21 protein-coding genes and 1 pseudogene are annotated in these 26,273 nt (G+C 58.6%); 6 read left to right on the top strand and 16 right to left on the bottom strand.

The window, feature by feature from the left end; all coding sequences use genetic code 11:
• Positions 1-25 precede the first annotated feature (25 nt).
• From UP10_RS31420 to UP10_RS31410, 3 genes are all read right to left on the bottom strand, one after another.
• The gene (locus UP10_RS31420; protein WP_197086938.1) at positions 26-319 is read right to left on the bottom strand and encodes a GlcG/HbpS family heme-binding protein; all 294 of its coding nucleotides are present in this window, start codon (positions 317-319) and stop codon (positions 26-28) included.
• 168 nt (positions 320-487) lie between these two features.
• Positions 488-1,234 carry an SDR family NAD(P)-dependent oxidoreductase gene (locus tag UP10_RS31415; protein WP_044591075.1) on the bottom strand — a complete coding sequence of 249 codons (747 nt, stop codon included), beginning with the start codon at positions 1,232-1,234 and terminating at the stop codon, positions 488-490.
• 91 nt (positions 1,235-1,325) lie between these two features.
• Positions 1,326-1,505: an SDR family oxidoreductase gene (locus UP10_RS31410; protein ID WP_245321978.1), complete on the bottom strand. Its 180-nt coding sequence runs from the start codon at positions 1,503-1,505 to the stop codon at positions 1,326-1,328.
• On the opposite strand from UP10_RS31410, the gene UP10_RS31405 reads away from it, so the two are divergent.
• From UP10_RS31405 to UP10_RS31395, 3 genes are all read left to right on the top strand, one after another.
• The gene (locus UP10_RS31405) at positions 1,504-2,268 is read left to right on the top strand and encodes a LysR substrate-binding domain-containing protein (protein ID WP_082077332.1); all 765 of its coding nucleotides are present in this window, start codon (positions 1,504-1,506) and stop codon (positions 2,266-2,268) included. The two genes, UP10_RS31410 and UP10_RS31405, sit on opposite strands and share 2 nt — an antisense overlap.
• 384 nt (positions 2,269-2,652) lie before the next feature.
• Positions 2,653-3,222: a TetR/AcrR family transcriptional regulator gene (locus UP10_RS31400; RefSeq protein ID WP_044591073.1), complete on the top strand. Its 570-nt coding sequence runs from the start codon at positions 2,653-2,655 to the stop codon at positions 3,220-3,222.
• Between the two features lie 58 nt (positions 3,223-3,280).
• Positions 3,281-4,348, top strand: coding sequence for an aldo/keto reductase (locus tag UP10_RS31395; RefSeq protein ID WP_044591072.1), 1,068 nt, complete (start codon positions 3,281-3,283; stop codon positions 4,346-4,348).
• A gap of 537 nt (positions 4,349-4,885) precedes the next feature.
• Here UP10_RS31395 and UP10_RS31390 read toward each other — a convergent pair.
• The 5 genes from UP10_RS31390 to UP10_RS31370 all read right to left on the bottom strand — a co-directional run bounded on the left by UP10_RS31390 (position 4,886) and on the right by UP10_RS31370 (position 9,795).
• The gene (locus tag UP10_RS31390) at positions 4,886-6,010 is read right to left on the bottom strand and encodes an FAD binding domain-containing protein (protein ID WP_044591071.1); all 1,125 of its coding nucleotides are present in this window, start codon (positions 6,008-6,010) and stop codon (positions 4,886-4,888) included.
• A 90-nt stretch (positions 6,011-6,100) separates the two neighbouring features.
• Positions 6,101-6,520 (bottom strand): cupin domain-containing protein, encoded by a 420-nt coding sequence (locus tag UP10_RS31385; RefSeq protein WP_044591070.1) that lies wholly within the window; start codon positions 6,518-6,520, stop codon positions 6,101-6,103.
• A 39-nt stretch (positions 6,521-6,559) separates the two neighbouring features.
• Positions 6,560-8,218, bottom strand: a complete 1,659-nt coding sequence (gene actP, locus UP10_RS31380) for a cation/acetate symporter ActP (protein WP_082077331.1) — start codon at positions 8,216-8,218, stop codon at positions 6,560-6,562.
• Complete coding sequence (locus UP10_RS31375; protein ID WP_044591069.1) at positions 8,215-8,514, bottom strand: DUF485 domain-containing protein; 300 nt, start codon at positions 8,512-8,514, stop codon at positions 8,215-8,217. Before UP10_RS31375 ends, actP begins: the two co-directional genes overlap by 4 nt.
• A 30-nt stretch (positions 8,515-8,544) precedes the next feature.
• Positions 8,545-9,795 carry an FAD binding domain-containing protein gene (locus tag UP10_RS31370; protein ID WP_044591068.1) on the bottom strand — a complete coding sequence of 417 codons (1,251 nt, stop codon included), beginning with the start codon at positions 9,793-9,795 and terminating at the stop codon, positions 8,545-8,547.
• A 253-nt stretch (positions 9,796-10,048) separates the two neighbouring features.
• Between UP10_RS31370 and UP10_RS31365 the strand changes: the two genes are divergently transcribed.
• Complete coding sequence (locus UP10_RS31365) at positions 10,049-10,720, top strand: TetR/AcrR family transcriptional regulator (protein ID WP_044591107.1); 672 nt, start codon at positions 10,049-10,051, stop codon at positions 10,718-10,720.
• Positions 10,721-11,093: 373 nt separating this feature from the next.
• Here UP10_RS31365 and UP10_RS31360 read toward each other — a convergent pair whose 3' ends face one another.
• From UP10_RS31360 to UP10_RS42260, 7 genes are all read right to left on the bottom strand, one after another.
• A complete protein-coding gene (locus UP10_RS31360; protein WP_050043867.1) occupies positions 11,094-12,086 on the bottom strand; it encodes an alpha/beta fold hydrolase in 993 nt (330 codons plus the stop codon).
• Positions 12,087-12,428: 342 nt separating this feature from the next.
• Positions 12,429-13,910, bottom strand: a complete 1,482-nt coding sequence (locus UP10_RS31355) for a CoA transferase (protein WP_197086935.1) — start codon at positions 13,908-13,910, stop codon at positions 12,429-12,431.
• 44 nt (positions 13,911-13,954) lie between these two features.
• Positions 13,955-14,899, bottom strand: coding sequence for a 3-hydroxyacyl-CoA dehydrogenase NAD-binding domain-containing protein (locus UP10_RS31350; protein WP_044591065.1), 945 nt, complete (start codon positions 14,897-14,899; stop codon positions 13,955-13,957).
• A 383-nt stretch (positions 14,900-15,282) separates the two neighbouring features.
• Entirely contained in the window at positions 15,283-16,203 is a 921-nt protein-coding gene (locus tag UP10_RS31345; RefSeq protein ID WP_044591064.1) for an NHL repeat-containing protein, read from the bottom strand.
• A gap of 379 nt (positions 16,204-16,582) precedes the next feature.
• Entirely contained in the window at positions 16,583-19,444 is a 2,862-nt protein-coding gene (locus UP10_RS31340; RefSeq protein ID WP_044591063.1) for an ATP-binding protein, read from the bottom strand.
• A gap of 214 nt (positions 19,445-19,658) precedes the next feature.
• On the bottom strand, positions 19,659-20,093 hold the full coding sequence (locus UP10_RS46740; RefSeq protein WP_082077339.1) for a winged helix-turn-helix domain-containing protein: 435 nt from the start codon (positions 20,091-20,093) through the stop codon (positions 19,659-19,661).
• A 305-nt stretch (positions 20,094-20,398) separates the two neighbouring features.
• A complete protein-coding gene (locus UP10_RS42260) occupies positions 20,399-20,815 on the bottom strand; it encodes a hypothetical protein (protein ID WP_050043864.1) in 417 nt (138 codons plus the stop codon).
• An 840-nt stretch (positions 20,816-21,655) separates the two neighbouring features.
• Between UP10_RS42260 and UP10_RS31330 the strand changes: the two genes are divergently transcribed.
• Entirely contained in the window at positions 21,656-24,571 is a 2,916-nt protein-coding gene (locus tag UP10_RS31330; protein WP_197086933.1) for an ATP-binding protein, read from the top strand.
• A gap of 290 nt (positions 24,572-24,861) precedes the next feature.
• On the opposite strand, the gene UP10_RS31325 is transcribed toward UP10_RS31330, so the two are convergent.
• Entirely contained in the window at positions 24,862-25,440 is a 579-nt protein-coding gene (locus UP10_RS31325; protein WP_050043863.1) for a helix-turn-helix domain-containing protein, read from the bottom strand.
• 235 nt (positions 25,441-25,675) lie between these two features.
• Here UP10_RS31325 and UP10_RS43365 point away from each other — a divergent pair.
• Positions 25,676-25,840, top strand: a pseudogene (locus UP10_RS43365) (helix-turn-helix domain-containing protein); the annotation flags it as partial.
• Positions 25,841-26,273 lie beyond the last annotated feature (433 nt).

Raw genomic sequence — 26,273 nt, 5'->3', positions numbered from 1 at the left:
ATGGGAAACCCGCCACCCCACGCCGCTACACGCGCAAGCGTGGGGATGCCGGCCAAAAGCGACGGGTCGCTCTGGATAAAGTTGAAAAAAAGTCCTGAGTGGAGACGCCGAATAGAGCGGTGTAGGCCTTCTTCTGCGCAATCTCGATGGTAGGCATCGAGGCCCCATCCATCCGGCTAAAGGCCTTGAGATTGCCGCCGTCATCGAGGATCGCCACGTTCTCGCTAACGCCAAGTTCTCTGGCTTTTGCCACTGCTGCATCCACCATTTTCTGTGCCAACTCAGAAGAGATGCTGTGTTTCTTCACAACGTTAGCCATTGGGGTCACTCCTCACTTGATATGCACTGCATATGCACTGCGCGTTGATCGGGTGTAGGTCGCAATGAATCGACTCTCTTGCGTATCCCTGGTGGTTGTCGGTGGTCATGATCGGGCTCCGAAGATCTGAAGATGAAAATCCCGGTAGCATCAGCTTGCCGCGAGCGATCACATGGCGGTTTTGCCGCCGTTGACCCTGATGATCTGGCCGGTGACGAAGGACGCCTTGTCTGAAGCGAGGAACACGATCGCGTCGGCTATCTCTTCCGGCTTCGCACCGCGCTTAAGCGGTATGACAGCATAGAACGCCGCCTTTTTGTCGGGCGTCGCGGTCAGACGATCGAGCATCGCGGTCTCGGTCGGACCAGGCGCGACGGCATTGACGCGCACGCCCGAAGGAGCGGCTTCGAGAGCGGCGGATTTCGTGAGACCTTCCACCGCGTGCTTGCTTGCGGTGTAGAGCGCGAGATTCGCCGCACCGCGCTCGCCCATGGTCGAAGAAATATTGATGATGCTGCCTGAGCCTTGCGACTGCATGACCCGCAGCTCGTGCTTCAAGCTGAGGAGCGTGCCGAGCACATTGGTGTCGAACATCCCTGCATAGTTTTCGGACGTCTGCTCGGTCAGCGGGCCTGGTTTTCCTTCGGTGCCGGCATTGTTGACCGCGACATCCAGGCGGCCGAAGCGCGCGACAGTCTGTTCGACAAGGTCGCGCACGTCGTCTTCGTGGCGCACGTCCGCCGGAATGAAAGCGGCTTCAACGCCGAGGCTGCGAAGCTCGGCTTCGAGTGCCCTGCCCTCGGCCTCGCGGCGGCCGGACGCAACGACCGTTGCGCCTTCTTTGGCAAAGGCAAATGCCGTGGCACGACCGATGCCGGTCAGAGCGCCGGTAATGAGGATAACAGGAGCGCCCATAGCGGTTGTCCTCTGAATCGTGTTGTTGACCTGAAACGTATTCGAGGCCGTGGCTTTCGGGCGCGGAGCAAGCTTCAGCGCCCGGATATGGTCAGTTGGCGCTGTGTCCGCCGTCGACGTTGAGGACGTGGCCGGTGATGAACCTGCCTTCGTCCGAACCGAGGAACACGATGCCGTCGGCGACCTCCTCGGAGAGGACGAGCCGACCGAGCGGAACCTGGGTCACCAGGGCCGCCTTGTTCTCCGCCGTGCCAGTAAATCGGGTCAGCATGCCGGTGTCCGTGGGGCCAGGCCCGACGGCGTTCACGCGAATCACCCAGGCAGAGGCAGCCAAGGAAGCAGCGCGGCGGGCGGCTCAACCCGCCAAGCCGACCTTCGCTCTAGGGTTTCTCACGGGGAAAGAGATAGATTGGTTGCCTGAAGCGCTGCGCATCCTTCACGATGAACTGCCCAATATAGAGGTCACGGTCTCAAGTCAGAATTCCCCGGACCTCGCTGACGCCTTAATGCGGGGCAGGCTCGACGCCGCGTTCATGCGGCCGGAACAGCCGGCGGACGAGCTGGTTTACAGGCGTGTGATTACGGAGCCGTTCGTCGTCATATTCCCCAGCGACCACCGCCTTGCTGTGCGCGACGCCGTCGAACTGCGAGAGATTGTCGGCGAGACATTCATCATACCATCGAAGACGGCTCCGACCTCGCGCGTTGTGATCGAGGACTACCTGAAGCGGTCCGGCCTGGATATCATTTCGGATCACGAGGTGGACAACATTACCCATGCGGTGTCCTTGATCGCGTCGACCGGCGCCGTAGCGCTGCTGCCCGCCTACCCACGTAATCTTCTTCCCTGGTCGGTGACCAGCCGTCCGCTGGAGGGTGAAGCGCCAACGATTGATCTGGTCCTCGGTTACAACAAGGCAAACACCTCGCCTATTCTCAAGCTGCTCCTCTCCAGAATTGATGACTTGACCGCGCAAATATCCAGCAAGGCGCGCCGAACGAGTGGACCGGGATCGGCCGCAGCGAAGCGATAACGCGAGTGCAGACTGGGGCGGTGGACCACGGCAGATCTTTGATCCCAGACCACGAACGTCCACTTTGCGCGCCAACAGCGGCCGTTCCATAAGCGCGCTCGTTCGGCGAACGTCAAAATAACCAGCCGATCGCTGACGATCCATCAATGCTCCGCCGTCTCTTTTCCTGCGATCGGATTGCGCGTCAACGTTCCATAAGGTCAAGCATTCCTCGGAACCTCCTCCCTGACACACGCCATCACCGCCGTTCGCCCTGGTGGTCATGCTGAATGCAATTGGTTGCGCGGTGATTTGAACCTACGAACCCACAAAGGCCCGCGAATTCTGCTTGACGACCTGCCAGAGTATTTATATGATTGAGTAAGCACTCATTATTGGCGAGAAATGGCGCGCCCTCTCAGCGAAGAAAAGCGGACCGCAATCCTCGAGGCGACTGCCGAAGTGGTGGCCATGCTCGGCGTGAGCGCTCCGACCGCGAAGATTGCCAAGGAAGCAGGCGTGGCGGAAGGCACGCTATTTACTTACTTCGCCAACAAGGACGAACTGCTGAACCGGTTATATCTGGAACTCAAGATGGACCTTCGCGACGCCATGATGACCGGCTACCCTGCCGGCAAGAGCCTCATCGTCCGCAATCGCCACGTTTGGGATCGCTTCATCGGTTGGGGTTTGGCGCATCCCTTGAAGCGGAGAGCGATGAGGCAACTGGCGGTGTCGGACCGCATCACCGAAGAAAGCAAGAAGCTGGTCGGGGACGCATTCGGGGAATTCGACGACATGATGCGTGAGTGCGCGGCCGGTGGTGCAATGAGGCTCCAGCCTCCGTCATTCGTGTCGGCGATTATGAGTGCGATCGGCGATACGACGATGGATTTCATCATGCGCGAGCCGGCGCAGGCAAAGCGCTACACAAAGGCAGGGTTCGACGCGTTCTGGAATGCAGTCGCTGGATGATTTTTTGTCCCGTTAATGAGCGCGTACTCGCTCATCTACTCGCGAGAAAGGAAACACCATGGAATACGCAACGCTCGGCAATACAGGTCTCCTGGTCTCGAAACTCTGCTTCGGAACCATGACGTTCGGGGACGGCAGAGGAATCTTCGAGGCCATCAGCGCCGTAGGCCAGGCCGGGGCCGACGAACTGCTCAAGACGTCAATTGACGACGGGATCAACTTCTTTGATACAGCTGACAATTACACGGAGGGCGAAAGCGAAAAGATTCTCGGGCAATCACTGAAGAACCTTAATATCGCGCGGAAGGATGTGGTGATCGCGACGAAGGTCTATAGCCGCGTCGGCCCAGGGCGAAATGACATCGGCGCTTCTCGCGGCCACATTATGGACGCCGTAGAGGCCAGTCTCTGCCGCTTGCAGACCGACCATATCGATCTGTACCAGATTCATGGCAACGATGCCGTGACCCCTGTCGAAGAGACGCTTCGCGCTCTCGACACCTTGGTGCAACAAGGAAAAGTCCGCTACATCGGCTGCTCCAACTGGCAGGCATGGAAGATTGCCAAAACCCTCAGCATCTCCGAGTTCAAGGACCTGGCCCGGTTCGACACGCTTCAGGCTTATTACTCGATCGCCGGCCGCGATCTCGAACGGGAAATCGTTCCCCTGCTGCAATCCGAAAAGGTCGGCCTGCTCGTATGGAGTCCGCTTGCCGGTGGCTTGCTGTCCGGCAAGTACAGCCGGATGGACCAGAAGCCCGCAGATTCGCGCCGCACTAACTACGACTTTCCGATCGTGGACAAGGAGCGGGCCTGGAAGATCCTCGACGTGATGGCTCCGATCGCGAAAGCACATGGCTGTAGTCCTGCACGTCTCTCGATCGCATGGCTCTTGGCCAAGCCTGTAGTAACCTCGGTCATCATTGGCGCGAAGCGCCTCGACCAGCTTCAGGATAATCTCGCGGCGGCTGAACTCATACTCACCCAAGACGAGCTTAGGCAGTTGGATGAGGTCAGCGTGCTTCCCGCTGAATATCCGGGGTGGGTGCTGCCATTCCAGGGAGCCGACCGTCTGGAGCCAGTTGATCGCTGGGGGCGTTTCCAAGAAGCGAAAAAGCCGCACTGATCACGGCCGTAAACGCTGTTCACAGATCCGCACAGCCATCTGGCCGGCATCCTGTCATTGGCGACAAAAGCCAAAAGGCCGCTCAACGAGAGCGGCCTTGAGGTCGGCTATATGAAATTGGTTGCAGGGACACGCAACACCTGATTCTTGCGATTGGTTGAACAGGCGATTCCCTAGCTCGCCGCATAGCAATGCTTACTATGGTTCGAATCCCTCCACGTCCTACATCCCGCCGAGTCAGCGAAATAGCGCGATATTCTGCGGCGCAGCCGCGAAGGGGTCGGAGTGACGTCACGTTGGTCACCGACGCAACGGCGGCGTTCGGCTCGGAGGGGATGAAAACGACTGCGTCGAACGCCGCGATATTCACAGATGCCACCGAAGCATTGATGTCGCGGCTCCCCACTCGGAACGGTTAAGCGCCGCCTCCCCGAGCCGGATTCCAACTGATCAGTCACGGGATGCTGTTTGCGTATGAACGGCCGCTTTGCGCGGCGGGTTCGCGGAGTAGGCGATGCCGACCTGCCAACGGGAAACTTAGATGAATGACGCCCCGAGTCGGCGTCCATACGCTGCGATTTCGTTGCCTGCCGCGCGCCGGGTCGCATCATATGCGGCAAGCGCAGTAGCGAGGTCGTCCGCCTGAGCAAGCGCATAGCTCAGCGCAAGCGCGTCGCCGGCTGCCTTGGAAACCCCCATCGCCGTGTGGGGGCGAACAACGAAGGCGGCATCGCCAAGCAATGCAATGCGTTTGGTCACCATCATCGGCGCGGCATAGTCGAATATTGCCTGGATGAAAGGCGATCTTTCAGCAGAGACGGCAGTGGCAAATTGCGGTGGAAGAGTTTCTTCGGCAACCCTGACCAGGTCATCGCGCGCCGCATCCGGCATGGCACCTGCTGGGAGCGAGTACTGATGGACATGTCCAGAGGCGTCAGTTAACGCGCGCGCGAGCGAGCCATCCGCATCCGACAGTGTCCGATACCAAACCCAATTGTATCGACGACGGCCTACCTCAAGAGAGCCATCAGGACCGGCTACCAGATATCCAAGTATGTGGGACCGATGCATATTGAAGAATGCAAAGCGCTCGCGCAGTGTTTCTGCTGCTGAGTTCGGCAAGTCCACCTCCGGGTAAAGACCGCGCCACGCCGCGTAGCCTGCGTATACCGGCGCAGCAGCATCACCCGCGACTGCCTTGCGCACAATCGACCCGACGCCGTCGACGCCAATCACGAGGTCGGCCTCTACGGTAATGCCGTCCGAAAACGTCAAATAGGCCGCGCCGCCATGCTCGCTGGCAGACACGATCTCCCGCCCCTGCAGATAGTTTCGGTCAGGGAGCCGCTCACGGAAGCTTCGGAACAAGATGTCCCATGAGATTTGCATCTGCGGCGTTTCATGACGCTCAACGATCTGACCACCCTGGTCGAGAAAAATTCGCTCGCGTGCCACAACCCCAATTCGCGCGACATGCTCGCAGCCGACGGCTCTCAGGATCGCAAATATCTCACGCTGGCCGACGAGACCCGCGCCACGGCCTTCCAAACCGTGCTTCGACCGCTCGAAGACCGTCACCTCGTGACCCGCGGCATGAAGAAGGGCTGCCGCGAAGAGGCCACCGAGCGAGCCACCAGCGATTACGATTTTGAGCGAGCGCATTGGAGCGAACTGCCTATTCGGTGAAGTCGCGTTTCGTTTTGGCAGAAAGCGGGACGTTTACATGCTCCGTGCCCCGGCAGGCTGAGAATCTCACCGAGGATCAGCGATGGCGTTAATGTCCAACGGCTCGTTCGCACTGTCGAGAAACTCGACAGTGGTGAACCACAAATCGGTATTACCGACGTTTTCAAGATCATGGATCTTGTATTCACCTGTGCCGTACACGAAGTGACGCGTGTCGCCCGCCGCGTAGGTCGCCTCGATAACGGAGCCATCCTGCGTATGCGACCGGGCCCGGCCAGCCGTGACGGCAGTCCAGAAATAGTCGAGCACATGCCGATGAAACCCGATCCGCTCACCCGGAGCGAGCCGAATTTCCCAGACGCGCACGCGATCGGTTTCAGACAAAAGCCGAGTGCCGACTCGACCGTTGAGTTGATTTACCTCGAACTCCTCGCGAATGGTGCTGGGCCAGGCTGGCGCAACCTCCTCAATCACGTTAGCGGTCATTCAATGTCCTCCTTGGTCCTAAGTTGTCTATTGAAAGCTCTATTCGATACCCAGTCCGGTCTGTGCGCGAACATGCTGCGCACCGAATGATGCGCGGACTAGAGCGGCAGCGGTGCTGCGATCCAGCACCGACACGGCCCAAGACACCGCGAACGCGAGCGGCACGGAGACCAGCGCCGGATTGTCGTAGGGAAATGGCGCAGGCCCAAGCTCGAGGGTCGCTGTCCACACTCCGGGACTGAGAGCGACGAGGCCCACCGAACTGAGCAAACCTGCGAGCGATCCACTTACTGCTCCCCTGGTCGTCAGATCCGGCCAGACGATCGACAGGAGGATAACCGGAAAGTTGGCGCTCGCTGCGATCGCAAACACCAGTCCGACCATGAATGCGATATTCTGGTTCTCGAACACGACGCCGAGGCCCATCGAGAGAAGGCTGATCGCAACGACGGCGGCCTTCGACACGAGCACTTCCTCGTGCTCGCTCGCACGGCCTCTGCGGATCACCCGGGCGTAGAGATCGTGGCTGGCAGCGGATGCACCAGCAAGCGTCAAGCCGGATACGACGGCAAGAATGGTCGCAAACGCGACTGCCGAAATAAATCCAAGCAGGAGTGACCCGCCGACCGCATCTGCCAGGTGCAGGGCAACCATGTTGACGCCCCCTGTCAGCTCACCCCCGGCATCACTGAACTGGGGATTCGCCGAGACCAACGCAATGGCGCCGAAGCCGAGAACGAACAGCAGACTGTAGAACACTGATATGAATCCGGTCGCGACCAGCACCGATGTGCGGGCGTCGCGCGCATTGCGCACTGTGAAGAAGCGCATGAGTATGTGCGGAAGTCCGGCGGTGCCGAAAATCAGGGCGAGCCCAAGCGACATCGCCGATATCGGATCCTTGACGAGACCGCCCGGCGCCATGATCGCGGCAGCCTTCGGGTGCAACGTCACCGCCTCCCGAAACAGCGCCTCCAGGCTGAACCCGAAATGCCATAGAATGAGGAACGACATCAGGGCAGAGCCAGACATGAGGAGTACAGCCTTGATGATCTGCACCCATGTCGTGGCGAGCATGCCTCCGAACGTTACGTACACCATCATCAGCACGCCCACGATGCCGACCGCATAGGCATAGGGCAGCCCGAATAACAACTGGATCAGCTTGCCTGCGCCCACCATCTGGGCAATCAAGTAGAAGACGACGATCACAAGCGTATTCACTCCCGCAATCGCCCTGACGGGGATTTCGGACAATCGATAGGCCACTACGTCGGCAAAGGTATAGCGGCCGAGATTGCGAAGCGGCTCCGCGATCAGGAACAGAATCATTGGGAAGCCGACCAGGAAGCCGATGGCATAGATCATGCCGTCATAGCCCGAGGTGTAGACGAGCGCGGTAACCCCCAGGAAAGTCGCGGCCGAAGTGTAGTCGCCGGCAATCGCGAGCCCGTTCTGGAATCCCTTAAGACCACCTCCCGCGGCATAAAAATCCTTCGCCGTACTCGTGCCTTGCCTCGCGGCCCAAAAGGTTACGCCGAGACTGACGGCGACGAAGCCCAGGAACATGAGGATCGCCGTGACGTTCAACGACTGCCTCGTACCGACCGCGGACGCCAGTACATCCGCACTCGCCGGATCAGACAGAAGGGCGAAAGCGGTTGCGAGCAGTGCACCGCAGGTCTGTCGCGAGATCATTGTATTTCCTCCAGAAGACGTTGGCTGAGATGATCGAAGCGGGAGTTCGCCCGCCCGACGTAGACGGCTGTCAGCACGAACCCGAGCGCGATGAGTCCCACGCCGACCAGAAATCCCCAGGTGATGACCGTTCCGTTCCACAGCGGAAGTCCGAGCAATCTCGGCCAGAACGCGATGGTGAGGATGTAGCTGAAGTAGGCAGCAGCCATGCCGATCGACATGCCGGCGCCGAAGCGTGTGCGCTCGTTCGCGAGTTGCCTGAACGCAGGAAGATCTGGGATCTGTTGCGGGTCCATTGGTGTTCCTTCCTCTCTGCATGAGGCCGCTCAGGCGGCGATTCCGGTTGCTATGGCCGTTTCGGCCATCACGGCTTCAGGGGTGCGATGCCGTTCTGCCATCGCCCGTTCTTCGGGGGTGGCGATCTGCGCCTGCATGTATGAGCCGAGGTGGCGGGCGCGCCTGACGACGGCCGCCCCGAAAGGAATTCGCGCCAACTCGAACTGTGCGAGCGCAGCCTGCAGATTGGTCGGATGTGTCTGCAATGCATCGACCAATGCCATCGTATCGGCCGCGGCCTTGGTCACTCCCATGCCAACATGAGGTCTTGCCACGAAAGCGGCATCCCCGAGGATCACCGTTCTCGCTCCGAACACCATACGGGGCGTCTCGAGGTCGAGGATCGCCTGTATGAACGGTTGCGACGTCAGCCGAACGACCTCAGCGAACTGGGGCGCGAGCAATCGCTCTGCATCGCGACGCATGGCTGCGAATATCTCGGCTCTAATCTTTGTCGGGGGGATCGACAGCTCGTGTCGAACGCCGTCCAAATCCGTAAGCATGTCAGCCAACCGATGATCGGCATCGGCGGGGCGGTACCATACGAAATTAAATCGGCGCTGACCGACGCCCATTTCTTCGTTGGCCCCGGCAACGGGATAGCCGAGCATCTGCTCGCCGGGCGGCAAGCTGAAGGCGAACCAATCGCATAGTTCGGCGCGTACCCGCGGTGACAGGTCCTGCTCGTTAACAAGCCCGCGCCACGCGACATATCCGGCATAGACAGGGCGAACGTTGGGCGCGCACTGCGCCCGCACCGTGGAGAAGATTCCATCTGCGCCAATCAGCAGATCTCCCGAGGCCTGCGTGCCATCGGCGAACCGCGCGACAACCCGATCGCTATGTTCCGTCACTTCGACGAGGTTCTGGCCGTGGTGATAGCAATTCGCCGGAATCGCCTCCTTCAACATACCGTACAGGCGGCCCCATGACGTGAGAACCTGGGGCAGCGCGAGTTCGCCAGCGACCCGCCCATCGCGGTCCAATACGCGCCGACCGGGCACGCTGACCCCCAAGGCCGCCGCTGCAGTATCGATGCCGGCCCTGGCCAACACATCGAATAGTTCCCCATGCGTAACGATACCTGCGCCTCGGCCGGCCAATTCCGCACCGATGCGCTCATACACGTCCACCCGCCACCCCGCCCGCCGCAACAGCAAGGCGGCGAAAAGGCCGGCCATCGAACCGCCAATCACCACCGCTTTTGGCTTAGTATGTACCTTCCCGCGACCATCGCTCATGAGAGTTCCTCCCTTTCGGCCGTTCGCCGAATCCGATCGAGGTGCGCCTTATTTATCGATTGATCAATTATGGCGATGTCATTGTGCTAAGTCAACGGTTATTTATCAATTGATAAATAAGATAGAAGAACTGCCCCTTTCTGACCAACGAGGCCCTCTCTTGGAGCAGATCCGTTGCTTGGATCGATTGAGCAAAGCGAGGCGATTGGATGTACAAAGGCTGAAAGCGTCCACTCCAACCGAAGAAGCAGTCGTGAAACCATCCGCCAAAGCCCGTCCGCGAAGAGCAACCAGAGGGCCACCGCGACTCGATCCGACCCAACGCGAGGCCATCATCACCCGAGAAGCTGTTGCGTTTTTCGCTGAATGCGGGTTCGAAGGGCAAACCCGCGAACTCGCGAAGCGGCTGCGGATCACCCAACCCCTGCTCTACCGATACTTTCCCACCAAGGAAGCGCTCATCGAGCGCGTCTATCAGGAAGTCTTCGTCGGCCGCTGGAAGGCGTCCTGGGGAAAACTCATCACGGACCGTGCCGAACCATTAAAGTCAAGGCTGACCCAATTCTATCGCGAGTATGCGGAGGCAATCCTCACTTACGAGTGGATCCGCCTGTTCATGTTCGCGGGGCTCAAGGATCTCGGATTGAATGCTCGCTACCTAAAAATGTTACGCGAACGCGTCTTTGAGAAGGTGATCGTAGAGATCCGAGCTGAATACGGCCGTCCTCCTATCGCCCAACTTCCAATCACTGTTTTGGAAATTGAGATGGTGTGGAGTCTTCACGCGGCGATTTTCTACTTGGGGGTTCGCCAGTTCATCTACGGGATGCCTCTGGAAGCAGACGTGAGCTCGATCATCGACGCCAAGGTAACGACCTTTCTCAGCGGCATCCGGTGCATCCTGCCGGCGAAATCGCGAGTTTGATTTGGCCGGCTTAAGCGTCCATCGCGCTTGACCGGCCGACGCCCGCTTCGGGGCCCGCACTGAAACGCTCGACGAAGGCACTTGCAGAGCACGCAGATTCTTCCCGGCTCTGCGCTGGTGTCTAGCCGACAAGCAAATAACAAAGCGAATAGCCCGGACTTTCCACTGCTAGCACTTCGCTGACGTCGAAGGGCCGCTTTGCGCCATAAGCATAGGTATGCTTGGCTATTTCTGAACGAGGGTTAGTTCCTGGACCTTTGGATCTCCTCAGAATTCGGCGTGTGCGCGTGCCGAGAATATAGAAATCGGCCCCCGATCAGCGTTGTAGGAGGGATTGTCGACCAACTGATAGTCGAACGTCAGCTTGCTCCATTTAACGCGGCGCTTCAGCAGAAGGAGGTTCGTTGCAGTTGCTTGTTGCCTTCACGCCGGCAAACCTCGCGTCCACCCAGGCTTCAATATCGGCTTTGGCCGCGGCCAACACACCCTCGTGGCTGGCGTCGGAATAGGTTTGATAAGATACGGAGTTACCGACTCGGCAGAGATCGCGGGCTACTGCGTCCGTTGCTTGCGGTGGTACCGTTCGATCGCTGGTTCCTTGTATAAGCAGCGTTGGCGCTGCGATCCGCAGCTGACCTGGCTCGTTGGCCGCCGTGGCCTTCAGCAAGTGACCAAGATCAGGCTGAGTAACAAATTGGCGGCTGGGAATCGACTCAGCCCAATAGCCAAAAGCGAGCGCTTCATCAATGCACCCCTCCCATGTGTCCCGTAGATGCCCGATTGCTTGTGGCGTCAGGATCCGCTCCAGAGCGATCTCAGGATAGTAAGCTGCGTAGGATTGAAGCACATAAGTGACGAAGGGAAGAATAGGAGACGGGTGCGACCCAGTCACAACTTCCTGCACAAGCTCGCCTATATGCGACGCCGGTGCCATCGCGACGTTTCCAAGAAGCGTGAACTCGGGCGCATAATCAGGTCCGATTGCTGCTGTAAATAGATCAGCATGCCCCCCTTGCGAATGCCCCATCACCACGTACCGCGTTCCGATGGCTAGATCGATCTCGCGCGCGGCACGCATGATATCGATCGCGCTTCGTCCTTCTCCTGAACCGACGAGATATGCGGGCGTTCCTTCCGCACCAATCCCTTGATAATCGGTTGCGACGACGACGTAGCCGCGCTTTACGAAGGCGTCCAACATCGCCTGGGTGATGGCGAGATACCTGTGCTCAGGCCCATCCAAAGTATCGTTGGACGGCGCACACCGAAGTGCAAGGCCGGTCGTGCCATGCGTCCAGGCGATCAGCGGCCAGCCGGCGGCAGGCGGGTTGCCCGACGGGATCGCCACCGTACCGGAGACGGTCACATCTGAATCGTCAGGCCTTCTCGAATGGTAGAGGACACGATAATTTCGCGCCGCACTAGGTAACGCTGCGGCCGTGTTGAATGGACGAGCCCAGATTAAAGCGCCTGGCGCAGCGGCTGGCCCGACCGCAGGAGGTGAAATGTCGCGAGACATATCTTCGCTACCCGGCGCCGCGCCCGCCCGGTATAAAGACGCCAACCCGACTATCAAAACGCAGGATAGCATGCCAACAGGAAATAATGCTCGCGACAAAGAATATCTCCTCAAACTTAAATTCGCACTCCTCGCTACCTAGCGGCGACAACTCGTCGCCGTCTCTCGGCACGCACGGCCACGCGATCATCAGGCTGACAACCATTCAGGTTTGCTCGAGCCGCGCGGGACGAGTACGGTCCGGAAAGAGCCGGGTGTCCGAGACATGACCACCTGGTCGGTAAGCCCTTGATACGTGCCTAACGGTGTCTCTGCGGTGAAGAGATCGGGAACCACGTATTTGTGTTCTTCAGTTGAGCCGGCGGTAGCCTGAGCGTACGCCTTGTCGAAGATGCCAAGCGAAAGTAGCCACAACACGGTTCTGGTAAGAGATACGACGACTCGATAGCTTCCCCCCTCTACCTCGCGCCGGCGCAGGGCCGCGAGGACGCCGATCGTGCCGAGCCAGCCCACCACGTTATCGCAGATAGGGACAATTGGCGGTTGTTTCGGCTTGGAGGGGGTTCCTTCGATACAGAACAGGCCCGATACTGCCGCGCCGATCTCATCGAAGCCGAGACGGTTCGACCAAGGGCCTTTCTCCCCGTGGAGAACGACACTTGCGTGGATCAGTCCGGGCTTTTTTTCGCATAGCTCCTCGGCGTCGAGGCCGTTCCGCTCCAGAAAACCTGGACGCTTGTTGGCGAAGAACACGTCGGCATCCTTTAGCAGGCGATTGAACGTGGCACGATCTTCCTTTGAGCTATCCAGGATTGTGGAACGCATGCCGACCTGCACGTCCCAGAAAAAGGCCTCCACTTCCGTGTCATTGGGCCGCCAGATGTTGAGAACATCGGCACCGTAGAAAGCGAGATCTCTGCCGATGGCCCCTCCCGCGATCACGTGCCCCATTCCGAACGCGCGAATGCCCTCTAGGGGACTCTGTCCACCCTTGCCGAGCGGCATCGGCTCGCTTTCTCCAATCTTTTCCAACGTAATCAATGGCATTCTGGAGAGGACCTCTGTGTATTGGCCCTCCCTGCGAAATTCATCGTTGGTACGCACCATGGCCATGACAATGCCGGCCTCTGCCGCAGCACTCTCCAGGTCCTCCGCGCACCACTTCAGAATGGCGTTCTGAATGGATTCGGGGCTGTCACTGCACCTGAGTAGGTTCAGGGTACGCGTGCGCAACCTTGGATAAAAATCTAGAGGGACGATGTGACGCCCATCCCGGGTTTCACGAAACAACGGCAACGCCATGAACGGGTTGCCTGCATCCGCGCCCATTGCCGGAGGACGTCCGTTGATCGTTTCCCATTCCCGCTCAAAAAAGCCGCAGAAGCGCCGGAGAGCTTTTCGCACGTCCACCGCGATATCCTGTCCTTCACCAGTTCGGGATCTCCAGAGCGAGGCAGCGGCAATGGCCTTGGCGGCCAAGCCGATCGCAGCCATTGCGCCAAACCGGAAGCTGCTTGGAATAATCGGATCGCGGCCGAAGAAGGAGAGTTTGCCTCCACAGTCGGCGGTTACCATTCCAACGTCTTTAAGCACCTGCTCCACGCCGCCATGCAGGTCGAAATCCGGAGAACTCTCGGGCTTGCTCAGTTTAGATTGAAGGGTTTCGGTCAACAGATCTGGTGCGCAAGACATTTGCTGTGTCCTTTTCAAGTGACTTATGAAGTCTGATCGGACTTGGCACGTAACTCGAGAAGCCCCAGCAGGACCTCGTCTCTTTGCGCGGCCAACTCGTCGATCGAGCGCGAGCCCACTTCCTCGTGCAGACCGTCGATGAGCTTTTTCTGGACTTCGGGCGTCAGCTCGGGCGACCCGAGAACCTTCCACCATGCCGTGACCGGACCGGTGAACTGCGCAAAGAAATGTTCGATGCCGCCCATTCCCCCGCCAAGGTGGTTGAGAAGCACTTGACCCATGACGCCCCAGCGCAGTCCAGGTCCCCAGCATAACGCAGCGTCAACATCGGCAACGCTGACAACTCCCTCAGCAACGAGGTAATACACCTCCCGCGCCAAGGCAGCCTGGAGGCGATTGGCAACGTGACCGGGCACTTCCTTATGAAGGCGAACGGTACGTTTTCCGAGCCCAGTGTAGAATTCTGAAGCGCGTCGGATGGTGTCTCCGGAGGTCTTTGCTCCGCCTACGATCTCCACTAGCGGGATAATGTGGGGCGGATTGAAGGGGTGACCGATGACGCATCGCTCGGGATGAGATGAACAACCCAATTGGATCTCACTCATGGTGAGACCGGAGGAGCTCGACGCAACAATGACGTCGGGGGGCAGGAGTTCATCGAGTTGTCCATAGAGCTTTTTTTTGAAGTCGATTCGCTCCGGACCGTTCTCCTGCACAAAGTCGGCTCGCTCCACGGCCGTCGGCAGATCAGACGTGAATTCCAAATTCGCCTGAGATGCGCCCGGCGACAGCCCCAATCTCGAGAGCGCCGGCCACGCTTCCTCGATAAATTTCTTCAGCGACGCTTCCGCGTTCGGCGCCACGTCTGTCGCGACCACCTCCAAGCCCTTTGCCAGAAACAGCGCGGCCCAGCTCGCGCCGATAACGCCTGTACCGATGATGGCCACGCGGTTAACTGATCTTGCCATTGAAATCCGTCCTGTGATTGTTGGTGATGATTCCGGCACTCTAGAGGCCGCTAACCAAACGCGCTGAACCCTGAATTTGACTTTCCGTCGCGATGAAAGCGTCCACGCGCGCAAGCTACATCGGATCAGCAATCGGTCGCGGTGAAGCCCGCCAAATCTCTGCTAATTCTTGCGAACGATGGCGCTCGCCATTGATGCTTGGCGGAAAGACGGAAGGATCATCTTTTGCACACCGCAGGCGCTTCGACCGCTTCGCGACCGCACCAAACCAAGGCAGCGACGGATCTGGACCAACGTGCCGACGCACCCGCGTTACGCGTGTGAAAGATGTTTGTCTGCGTAAACGGATTGCTTGAATGTTTTCGCGCAGTCTGTTTTGTTGCCTACGAATAGACGGGTAGCTCCGCGTACGCGATTCCCGTCAAGTTGCCCTGTGCAACCAGCAATGTCTTCATGTTCGTTCCATCAAGGTCCGCGCTGTAGACTGAGCCGGCGAAATCAGTCACGAACATCCGTTCACCCTTCAGGTCCAGCGCCAGACCGATTCCCTCCATCAGATGGGTGAAGAGAATCTCGGGCTGCTTGCGATTCCCGGGCGCGGCATCCATGGGCGCTCGATTGACAGAGTTGCCGCGCGGTGGATCTCCGCGGTCGGTCCAGTACATGATCCGGTTTTTTGGATCGAGGTCGAGATCGATAGGTTCCGGCAGGCCCTCGAAAAGAACCTCGATATCTTCACGAGATGCCGGGCCTTGGCCTTTCGGAATTTCCAGATTGGCCCGAAATATTCGGCCTTCGCCCGCGTTGTCATTGCCTTTTTGGGTCCAGTAGAGCCTCCCGCCTTCAACATCCAGAGCGATGCCTACGCACCATCTTCTGGTATCACGCCGGTCGGCTTCGCCGTAGCCGGTTTGCACGAGCGTTTCGATATTTGAGCCATCGAGATTTGAACGCATGACTCGCATGCCTTCGCGATCGCACCAGTAGAGTTTACCGTTCTTCTTGTCGAGTTGGAGCTGCTTCGGGGTAAATGTACCACCCGGAGGAATGATGATCGTGATATTCCCACCATCGAGATCGGAACGCTCGATCGAGCCATCGTTCGCGCTGGGATTGCCCATGTTGGTCCAGTAGATGTGGTCAGCCGCAACATCAACGACTACGCCGTCCGGTAGTTTTCGACCCTCATTGACGATAACCTTCAGGTCCGAGCCGTCGGGGTTCGCCGAAAATATGCGCCCGCCGCCGAGATCGAGAAAAAACAGTCGTCCGGCGGTATGCTTAGTTCCAGATTGCGCCCTCATATTACAGCTCCAGCAGTTGCTGCTTCCAAATGCCCTTTGGATGCAGAAAGTTGACGACCAGTACGTCCGCCCGCGTGACGCGTCATTCGAGAAAACTCCGTCACCCGCGGCGACTGTCATGCAATCTGGTGGAACACACGAATAAATCCCGCCAAAGCTTCCCAAATCCATGCGAACAGTGAGATTGAGCGAGCTGTCAGTGCCTTCGATGGGACTTCGTCGTACTTTCTTTGCATTTTGCGAGAATTTGCTTTTTTGGCAGCATTACCTCGGAAGGACCAAAGATCGGAAGGTTACGCAGCAACGCCTTCAAATCGCTGATCAGAGTTGACCTGACTCTCCCCCAAACGATGAACATCGCGCCAGCCGGGGGAAATCCTCAGCAGATCCCAGCGAGGTCGCCTTCGAGTAGCCGTTTCGCATATTGAAGATCGGCGGTCTCGAAGCCTTCCTCGAATCGACGATATACCGACAGCAGTCGCTCGCGGGCTTCGATGGTCCGACCTTGTTGATGCCACAACCGAGCGAGGCTACTTGTGGCACGCAGTTCCCAGGACAATGCGCCTTGCCGACGTGCCCAGTCGATGGATTTTTGCACGCAACTCTCTGCCTCAGAGATGTCCGTCGTCGCACTCTGCTGGAGAAGTTCGCCCCTTATGCGCAGCAGTTCGGCAACCGCCCATCGCCCTCCGGCACGCTCAGCGTGAGTAACGGCCTCGTCGATAGTCGCAAGTCCTTCAGCCGTATCGCCCGCAAGGCCGAATGCTTCTGCGAGCTCGCCAAGCGTTTCCAAGTATCGTACGTCGGATCTTAACTCTCGAAGCTCGATTAACGTAGTGCGCAGAAGCCGCAAGCCATTTTCGATATCCCCGCGCTTGACCCGTATCACCGCCTCGTAGCTCCGGCCCCAGCTCTGCCAGAGAACGAGACCATGTGTTGACGAATCGTGGAGCAACCTCGCCACCGCGCGCTCCGCCGAGACCAGATCACCAACGTAGAGGCTAACTTGGCAAAGTGACCCAGCTAAGACAATGCAGCGCGACACGGCATGATCGAGCGCCTCGGCTTCCACGGCGGCCATGTGCGCGGTGCTCATCGCCTGATCGGGAAACCCCTGCATCCATAGAACGCGAGCAAGCATGGCGCGGGAGAGGACTCGTTGGTCGAACCGAAATCGATTTATGTCCGAACGGGGAGAGACAGCTACATATCGATTGAGTACGCGATCGAGGCAATGACGAGCTTTGTGCTGATCGCCCAGCCAGTGCAACGACCAGCCTATCATACGGTCGCCTATCAAGAGATTGGCTGGGTCGTCAGTGCTCTTGGCAACGTCGCAAAATTGTCGAGCCAGCGTTTCCGCAATCTCATATTCGCCAGCCGTCTGCCGATAGCCCCAAAACCCCATTAATGTTCGCAATCGATGCTCAGTGTCCTCCAGCGTCTCAGCAATCCGAAGGGCGTTTGTCCAAGCCTCGCCGGTCTCAGGCTGGACACCCCTAGTATACATCAGCGACGCCGCAAGTGCTTCGAAGAGAAGCATCTCGCGACGCGTGTACCGCCTACCGACGCCAAGATTGCCTATTGCCTTTTCCATCCAGAAGCGACATTCGGTCAACAACGACATGCCAAGCCAAATAACCCCTGAGGCCGCTGCCAACTCAACTCCAAGCGACTTATCCCCGCCGGGCTCAAATGACCAGGTGAGCGCGGCGCGAATATTGTCAATCTCAGGTGCGAACGCAGAAGCCTTGTCACTCGAATCTGAATCGGACAAAACTGCTTCTAGCAAATCTCGATAGTAGACCGCGTGATTGCGGCGAAGTGCATCTGCTTCACCGCTCTCAACGAGCTTTGTCATAGCGTAGGCTCGCGTGGTTTCTAGCAGTCGGAATCGAGCATCTCGATCGCCCAAATCTGCTGCGACAAGGGACTTAATGACCAAATTCGCGACTGCATCCGCAATGTTCGGCCCACTTGTATTCGCGGCTGTGGCGACAGCACTTGCTGCTTCATGCGTAAAGCCGCCGGCGAAGACCGCGAGGTGCCGGAAGACCGTCTGCTCTTCTTGGCTTAACAGCTGGTGGCTCCAGTCAAGCGCCGCCGCGATGGTTTGATGTCGAGAGTGATCCCCGCGGCGGCCACGTGTCAAAATGCGTAAGCGATCGTCAAGGCCCGCCACAAGTCCGTGGATCCCAAATGCATCGACTCGGGCAGCCGCGAACTCGATTGCGAGCGGAATCCCGTCTAGTTCGCGACAGATATGGGCTACGCTTGCAGCGTTCTCATCTGTCACCTTGAAATCGTTGACCGTCGCCGCGGCGCATTCGGCGAAGAGTTGTACCGCAGGAAACCTGAGAGCCTCGTTAGCGCTGAGCCCGGCGGACTGCGTGGGGCTCTCCAGCGGAGGCAGGCGATGCACTTGCTCTCCTTCTAGGCGGAGGGGCTCGCGGCTAGTAGCTAGAATGCGAACCGCGTGTGCCCCCTTCAAGACTTCGGTCGCCATGGTTGCGGCAGCGTCAATCACATGCTCGCAGTTGTCGAGCACGAGTAACATCTGCTTGTCGCGCAAAGAGGCAATCAGGCTAGGGAGCGGATCGTCGGATCTAACCTCGCGACCCAACGCGGAAGCCAATGCTGTTGGAACCAGGCGAGGTTCGGCAATCCGCGCGAGATCAATCAACCATGCCCCGTGCGCATAAGAAAATAAAGTTTCCTCGGCCACGTCGAGAGCGACGGCGGTTTTGCCGATGCCACCCGATCCGACGATGGTGAGCAGGCGCTGCATCGACAGTTGCTGCGCCAGGTTGTCGATAATCTCGCGCCGGCCGATCAAGCGAGTCAATTTGACCGGCAGATTGTGCCGGGATGCCGTCGCAAAGTCCATCGCTGGTAGTCCAGACTCGTCGGAGATCGTCACGGGCGCTACGAACCGATAGCCTCGACCTGGAACATTCAAGAGATAGCGGGCCCCCCCACGCCCGTCGCCCAGAACTCGACGCAAACCTGCGACATGGACTTTGAGATTCCCCTCTTCAACAACCGTGTTTGGCCAGACACGCGCGATCAGCGCGTGTTTGCTGAGTAGCTCGCCAGGGCGTTCGACGAGGGCAATCAGAATATCGAGCGCACGACCACCAATACGGAGCGACTTCTCGGCGTCGAGCAGCAACCGTTGTCTGGGAAACAGCCGAAAAGTACCGAACGAGATTACACGATCGGCCGAGTTAATGTCAGCCACGTTAATGCTCTTACAGGACCAAGTTGAGGGGAATTCATTGTTACGAGTAAGAATGGTCAAAGCAATAAGTGCAACGTGGCGGACTTAGCAACGGCAGGAGGACGCCTGCGGCGACTGCTCTGCACTACCAATGGACTGCACGTTGTCGAGCCGGCACGTGCCGGCAAGAACCAGCGTGCGGCCTAACACTATCGATCCGCCTAGGCCTACGCGCCTATTTCTCGTAGATCGTCCTATGAAGTGAGAGAACTGGGGAGCGACGTGAATCGAGCCACGGGTTCCGGCGTTGCCATTCGCGGACGACTGGAGCGACGAAATAGTACCCCCTGTTTGCTACATTGACAAAATATCGACTACCGGCGATTCCATCGCGGAGTGCTCTGCGTAAGGCTGACACGTGAACCGTAAGGTTCGCCTGTACCACGAATGTGTTTGGCCAGACTCTGGCCATGAGTTCGTCTTTGCTGACCAAGTCGCCGGCTCGTTCGACCAGGGCAATTAGAATATCTAGAGCCCGACCGCCGAGACGAACTGGTTCGTCCCCTGACAATAAGAGCCTTTGCCTCGGAAGCAGCCGAAAAGAGCCGAATAAGAACGCGTCCTCACCCGAGGGAGTTTCTCGCGCTGGGTATCGGTCGATACCGGGCATTGCCTGCGGCAACTCAAAATCGGCAAAGTCGCGTTTTGTTCCTTCTAGATTCGTCTCGGGGAAGGTGGCCATGTCCTTGCCTCGTTCATGCTGCCACTGCTCGGTACCCTAAGGGCTGCAATTCAGCTTTAAGCCGCTTCGGACCCTGCGTCGAATTAAGAGAGGTTAAGCGCGGTTAATTACGCCGTGCTGCCTCCCAAGATACGACTTTGGCTGGCCTTTCTACCGCTGCGACATATCCTCCCATCCCAGATGTGCTTCCGCTCCTCGGTTTGGCTGCCCTCCGCGCGGCAGCAGCCAGCGAGTTATTTGACTTGAATTGAAATGGCCTCATTGCGCGCAAGCAACGCGCGAAACACCCATTGCACGGCTTCGTCAATTTTTGCCGCAGCGATTTCAACAGCAGCATTGGCGCACCGCTCATATCGATCGGCGCGAGCATGGAGCTTGTCCGTTTGCCGCATCGCTTTCCACTCGACTACCTGAACGCTTGTTTCAAGTTTCTCTTCCTCAATCCATCGATGAAGGTCAGCGCGGGCTGCCGCAATCTTGGCCCGGCTATGCTCGATTAGCTTCTCCATTTCAAGGAGTTGCTCGTGCCATTCCGGTTCTGTAGCCGCCATCCCGTCTTCCACCGTGGTGCCAAAACGATCGCAGGCCGTCATTACGATCGAAAGGTTGAGACGGAGGTCTTCTTGGAATTGATCAGTATTTCCGTTCATAGTCCGTCCGCTCCCTTGCCATTTCACATCGTTGATCGATACTACACCGCTGCAAACAGCTGAAGCAAAACCCGCCAAAATTTGCAAAATACCTAATAGGGATTGTGCTCAGAGTTGAGCTCTTAGCTCGTGAATACAGAAAATCCTCCGCTCAAGTGCGCTGGGATAACGGCTGAACTGACGATCGCGAAACTGGAACGTCAATAAGCTGCTCAGGTCGATAAGGTCGGTGGAATGGCCAAAAATGTTTTCTCATCCTCTCGGTGTCTGCTTCGTCGAAAACCCGCAAGACGATCTTGATCTGAGAGGAAACACCCGATGTGAGGTCGCGCACAGCCCTTACTCTCACGCCTGCCGACGGCGATTCTTGAACGCGACTTATGGGGGAAATTCAATTGGAAGCTGAACGACTGGCAGGCGCCGCGCCGCAGAGCACATAGAGCCTCACAAGTCTAAACACGGAAGGTCAGCACCGAGGGCCAGACTCTAGCGAGAGTATCTCGCGCGAATCTCCGCCAACATCTTTTGATCTCCATAGGAGTAGTACAGTTGAATCGGAGGTCCGACGATGTTTGCAGGCACAGAGCCGAAGCCACTACCTATTGTCTAATGAGAGCTTTTTTCAACTCGTCGGCGCAAAGCGGACATTGCCAAAATATCGACATTCGGCTAGGGGTCAGAGACGACGGTTCGGCGATGTCCACGCCCCGTCCGTCCGAGGCCCTCGCGGCTAGGCTCATCAGTCGGAGCCTCGGAACGGATGGAGGTTTAATCGATCAACGGCGATTGGCGGGGCACCACAGCTCAGCTGACCATTCCCACGAACTGTCCGAGGTCGTTATGGAGCAGAAGCCCACCCTCGGAAATAGCCATATTGTCTCGCCGACGGCTTTGGACGCCGATGTGCGCTCCCTCGCCACGAAGTCCACCCGCTCTCCCCAAGGCCAGAGCCTGTGCTTCGGTCCCTTTCGTTTGCTCGTGGCACAGCGACTGCTGCTGGAAGGCGATCGGCCGGTACGCCTCGGCAGCCGGGCTCTGGATATCCTGATCGCGCTGGTGGAGCGCCCGGGCCAGTCGGTTACTAAGCACGAGCTTATGGCCCTTGTCTGGCCAGACACTGTTGTCGAGGAGGGGAATCTCAAAGTCCATGTCGCGGGTCTGCGTCGAGTTCTGGGCGACGGGCGCGGTGGGACGCGTTATCTCATCAGCGTTCCGGGTCGAGGCTACCGCTTCGTAGCGCACGTGGCGTTGGTAGACGAGCCTCAACGTCCAGCGTACCTTGCGACATCCAACGAGCAGCACAATCTGCCGGCCCAGCTGACCCGCCTGATCGGCCGGCACGAGATCATTGACAGCCTGATCGAGCGACTGTCGATACAGCGTCTGCTTACCATCGTCGGACCGGGTGGCATCGGCAAGACCGCCGTCGCGCTCGTTATAGCCGAGCGGCTGATCGGCACCTACGAGCACGGGGTCTGGCTGATCGATCTAGCGCCGATTACCGACCCTCACCTCGTGCCGACGGCGTTGGCCGCGGCTCTGAAGCTTGAGATTCGGTCTGAAAACCCGCTTCCCAGTCTGATTGTCGCCCTGCGGGACAAACAGATGCTGCTTTTGCTTGATAATTGCGAGCACGTCATCGAGGCCGCGGCCGCACTCGCTACCGGGATATTGAAGGGGTCGCGCGGCGTGCAAATCCTCGCGACCAGCCGCGAAGCCTTGCGCGTCGAAGGTGAACGCACATACCGTCTCTCCGGGCTAGAGAGCCCACCCGCCTCAGGGCGCCTCAGCGCTGCCGAGGTATTCAATTTTCCGGCTACTCAACTCTTTGTCGAGCGGGCCGCCGCCGCGGCGAACGAATTCGAACTAAACGACGGCGATGCGCCGAGCGTCGCTGAGATCTGTCGGGACCTTGATGGTATTCCGCTGGCGATCGAGTTCGCTGCCGCACGCGTCGGCGCTTTCGGCGTCCAGCGTATTGCGGCGCTCTTGCAGGATCGGCTGCGACTTTTGACTGGCGGCCATCGTACGGCTCTCCCGCGGCATCGAACGATCAAGGCCGCGCTCGACTGGAGTTACCAGCTCCTCGATGAGGAAGAGAAAACGCTCTTCAGACGCTTGGCGATCTTCGTGGGAGGCTTCACCCTGGAGGCTTCCGGTACGGCCGCGGGCGCTGACGGAGTGGCGCCGGAGATCGCGGATCGCATCGCGAGCCTTGTGATGAAGTCGCTTGTGGTCGCCGAGATGGTCGGCGAACACGTCCGCTTCCGTCTGCTCGAGACGACGCGGGCTTATGCCCTAGCAATGCTCCAGCAGAGCGGCGAGGACGATATACTCAGCCGACGTCACGCAATCTACTACCGTGGTCTGGTGGAAGGGACGAGCCGCGTCTCAGCGCGAATTGGCCTCTCGGCGGCGTTAGCGCCCGAACTCGCCAACATTCGCGCCGCGCTAAGATGGGCGTTTGCGCCGGAGGGCGACGGATCCATCGGAGTTGCGCTGGCCGCCGCCTCGGCGACGATCTGGTTCGAGATGTCGTTGCTGGCGGAATGCCGGACTTGGATGGAAAAAGCTGTCGACCGCCTTGACGCCGCGGACCGGGGAACGCGCCTTGAAATGGTGCTGCAAACGTCGCTCGGCTTCTCGCTGATGTTCACGGAGGGGGTTAGCGACAGAGCACATGCTGCGCTCTCAAAGGCGAGAGAGCTTGCCGAAAGCGTCGGCGACCCGGAGTATCAATTGCGAGCAATCAGCGGCTTGGCCAGTTTCTGCCATCGCCGCGAAGACTTCCAGGGCGCGCTTGCTCTTGGTCGCCGAGCGGAGGCGATCGTGATGGGCGACCCCGATCCGGTGAATCTCTCCACCGCGGAATGGTTGCTCTGCGTATCGCTCAGTTTCCTTGGCGAGCACGCCGAGGCGCTGGTCTACAGTCGAAGGGCGCAGCAGCGGGCGACACCCGAGGTACGGCGTGCTCATCTCGTGCGCTCCGGTATGGACCATTCGTTCTATGTCCGCTGCGTCGAGGCGCACTCGCTTTGGACACTAGGGTGGCTCGATCAATCGGCCAAAGCCGCTCGGGAACTCGTGGCCGATGCTCAAACCGGGGCCCATCCTCTCTCGGTGTGCATGGCGCTCAGCTGGTGTGGATGCATGATTCCTCTCCGGCTCGGAGACATGGAAACCGCGGAACGCTGCATCGCCTGGCTCAAGGATTGCGCCGAAAAGCAGGCTTCAAGCAACTTCTTTGCAAACGGTCTCGGATTCGAAGGGCTGTTGTTCGCGGCGCGAGGCGATCTGTCGGCGGCAGAGCGGCAGTTGCGTGCCTCTCTCGACGGGTGCACGGATCTGCAGCACACGTTTTTTCTGAGCGGTCTAGCTCAGGTTCTAGCGATGATGCGGCGGCTTGATGAAGGCCTTGCCGCGGCCGACCAGGCACTGCAGCGTGCCGAGCGGGCCAACGCATTCTGGTGGATGCCCGAAGCGATACGGATCAAGGGGGAAGTCCTGCTGTCCTCGGATACTCCGGACACAGGCGCGGCGGAAGCCTATCTGCGCCGGTCCTTGGACGTGGCTCGCCGTCACGGCGCCCTATCTTGGGAATTGCGCACTTCGATGATGCTTGGTCGGCTGCGCCATTCTCAAGGCCGCACCCGCGAGGGCCGGGAGCTTCTGAGTACAGTCTATGCCCGATTTTCGGAAGGCTTCGATACCGTCGATCTTAGATGCGCTCGGCGGCACCTCGATGAGTGGACTTAGGCTATCCGGAGCGACGCCGCTGGGCAGGACGAATCCCATCATGCGGAGCCACTAAAAAATAGATCGACGATGACTGCTTGCCAAAAGCCCGTCCGATCGCCTTTTGGCGACTCTCCGCGCTTCCAGCGAAGCCCATAACTCCGTTTTCTCTGCCGCAGTAAACCCTCTATGAAAATTTGTGAACCATCAAACCACACTCCATCTCTCATTCAAGATAAAGAGTTGCGTCGACCGGTTGAGGCCACCTCCATTATCGGACTAATGCACCACAGCAAACCAACGCGCATGAATCAAATTACTCGACGACTCTTCGAGGTGACGTCGCCAGGGATTGCGCGCTCGCGTCGCCAACTGGCCGGACTTCGACCGAAGGCCCGTCTGAACAGCCTGCATAGATGTGCGTGATCCGAAAAGCCTACGCTCAAGGCTATTTCGCTCAGTGGTTCCGCACTGGTCATCATCAGGTGGCAGGCTTTCTCCAGACGCCTTCTCACCACGTAGGCATGTGGCGACTCGCCGACGGCCAGTTTGAACTTCCGTGAGAAGTGCGCCGGGCTCCGACGCGCGACGGCACTGAGATCCCGGATGTGAATGGTAAGGTGTAAATTGCCGTCAATGTAGGCTCGCACGCGAACGATCTGCCAAGCCGCCAGACCGCCGGTTGTGGAACCGGTGGCGCCCGAACAGCGCTCGATCTCCGCTTGCAGGATGTGCGATGCCGTGGCCAGCGACGCCTTGGCCGCATCCCGATCACGCTCCAGCTCTCGCCTTGCAGTTTCAAGCAGCCTGGCCAGGCTGTTCGCAACCATGTGAAACTGTTGATCGGCTGCAAAGGAAGATTCCAGTGCGGTGGTTTGAAGTCCTTCCATGATCAATTCCCTCGACGAACTGGCAAGCCACGGTGGTTCAGGACGGGTATTGGCGCTGGCCGCTCTGCGCGTTAATCGCGAGCGTTACGAGTTCATCGCGACGCAGGTAGACGATCAGTGCATTGACACTGAGTGTAGGTGCCGAACGCATTTGACGATGCAGAAATTGTCCTTCCTACAGACGTTGTGCTAATCTTCAATTTTGACACGCGGTGTTGCAGAAGGCGGAACGCCCTTGGACCTTGGCGACGTGCGCACATTTCTGGCAGTGGCGGACGCCGGTGGTGTTTCCCCTGCCGCACGCAGGCTGGGCGTATCGAAGTCAATCGTAAGCCGACGGTTCGCGCGCCTCGAACAAGCGCTCGGTGTTCAACTTCTATCGATGCGGCCACGATGTTCGGTGACTGAAGATCATCGGTAGTCGCGTGCTGAGTGCGAAGGTGAGGATGCGCATAAGATTCGCTACGACGAGTTGGTCGACAACTTGCCTTGGCGCGTCCGGCGCGACAGATAATCTCTCTCATTCGCGAATATTTTCCACTGCATCGTTCACGGAATTACCTTGTCCGAGTCAGGCAAGGGTAGGGCGTCCGATCTACTCCCTACAAAACTTGGCGTGGGCCGCCCCTCGATAGCGGTTAGCGGAGCCGCGTCCATCCACGAATGTCGACGCCATGTCTCTTTTAGACTCCGACGCTGCTTATCAACTTCGACGAGACCGGGCATAATCTCTGGGCGATTTTCGCCTATATCGAGCTTCATCGTAAATTTCTCACGGGGGTGCTGCGTCTTGCTATATTCAATTCTCCTTGGGACCAAGCTAAGTTCGCCAA

This window comes from Bradyrhizobium sp. LTSPM299, from assembly GCF_000938235.1.
Classification (GTDB): Bacteria; Pseudomonadota; Alphaproteobacteria; order Rhizobiales; family Xanthobacteraceae; genus Bradyrhizobium.
Note: the sequence above shows the minus strand (reverse complement) of the source record. Positions and strands in the feature narration are given on the sequence as shown.

Bases quoted from the DNA above. Each gene is read 5' to 3' on its own strand.
- UP10_RS31345 (WP_044591064.1), bottom strand. From the start codon at position 16,203: ATGAGGGCGCAATCTGGAACTAAGCATACCGCCGGACGACTGTTTTTT.
- UP10_RS31350 (WP_044591065.1), bottom strand. From the start codon at position 14,899: ATGGCAAGATCAGTTAACCGCGTGGCCATCATCGGTACAGGCGTTATC.
- UP10_RS31420 (WP_197086938.1), bottom strand. From the start codon at position 319: ATGGCTAACGTTGTGAAGAAACACAGCATCTCTTCTGAGTTGGCACAG.
- UP10_RS31390 (WP_044591071.1), bottom strand. From the start codon at position 6,010: ATGCGCTCGCTCAAAATCGTAATCGCTGGTGGCTCGCTCGGTGGCCTC.
- UP10_RS31370 (WP_044591068.1), bottom strand. From the start codon at position 9,795: ATGAGCGATGGTCGCGGGAAGGTACATACTAAGCCAAAAGCGGTGGTG.
- UP10_RS31325 (WP_050043863.1), bottom strand. From the start codon at position 25,440: ATGGAAGGACTTCAAACCACCGCACTGGAATCTTCCTTTGCAGCCGAT.
- UP10_RS31385 (WP_044591070.1), bottom strand. From the start codon at position 6,520: ATGACCGCTAACGTGATTGAGGAGGTTGCGCCAGCCTGGCCCAGCACC.
- UP10_RS42260 (WP_050043864.1), bottom strand. From the start codon at position 20,815: ATGAACGGAAATACTGATCAATTCCAAGAAGACCTCCGTCTCAACCTT.
- UP10_RS31395 (WP_044591072.1), top strand. From the start codon at position 3,281: ATGGAATACGCAACGCTCGGCAATACAGGTCTCCTGGTCTCGAAACTC.
- UP10_RS31375 (WP_044591069.1), bottom strand. From the start codon at position 8,514: ATGGACCCGCAACAGATCCCAGATCTTCCTGCGTTCAGGCAACTCGCG.
- actP (WP_082077331.1), bottom strand. From the start codon at position 8,218: ATGATCTCGCGACAGACCTGCGGTGCACTGCTCGCAACCGCTTTCGCC.
- UP10_RS31405 (WP_082077332.1), top strand. From the start codon at position 1,504: ATGCCGGTGTCCGTGGGGCCAGGCCCGACGGCGTTCACGCGAATCACC.
- UP10_RS31410 (WP_245321978.1), bottom strand. From the start codon at position 1,505: ATGCTGACCCGATTTACTGGCACGGCGGAGAACAAGGCGGCCCTGGTG.
- UP10_RS31415 (WP_044591075.1), bottom strand. From the start codon at position 1,234: ATGGGCGCTCCTGTTATCCTCATTACCGGCGCTCTGACCGGCATCGGT.
- UP10_RS46740 (WP_082077339.1), bottom strand. From the start codon at position 20,093: ATGCCCGGTATCGACCGATACCCAGCGCGAGAAACTCCCTCGGGTGAG.
- UP10_RS31330 (WP_197086933.1), top strand. From the start codon at position 21,656: ATGGAGCAGAAGCCCACCCTCGGAAATAGCCATATTGTCTCGCCGACG.
- UP10_RS31400 (WP_044591073.1), top strand. From the start codon at position 2,653: ATGGCGCGCCCTCTCAGCGAAGAAAAGCGGACCGCAATCCTCGAGGCG.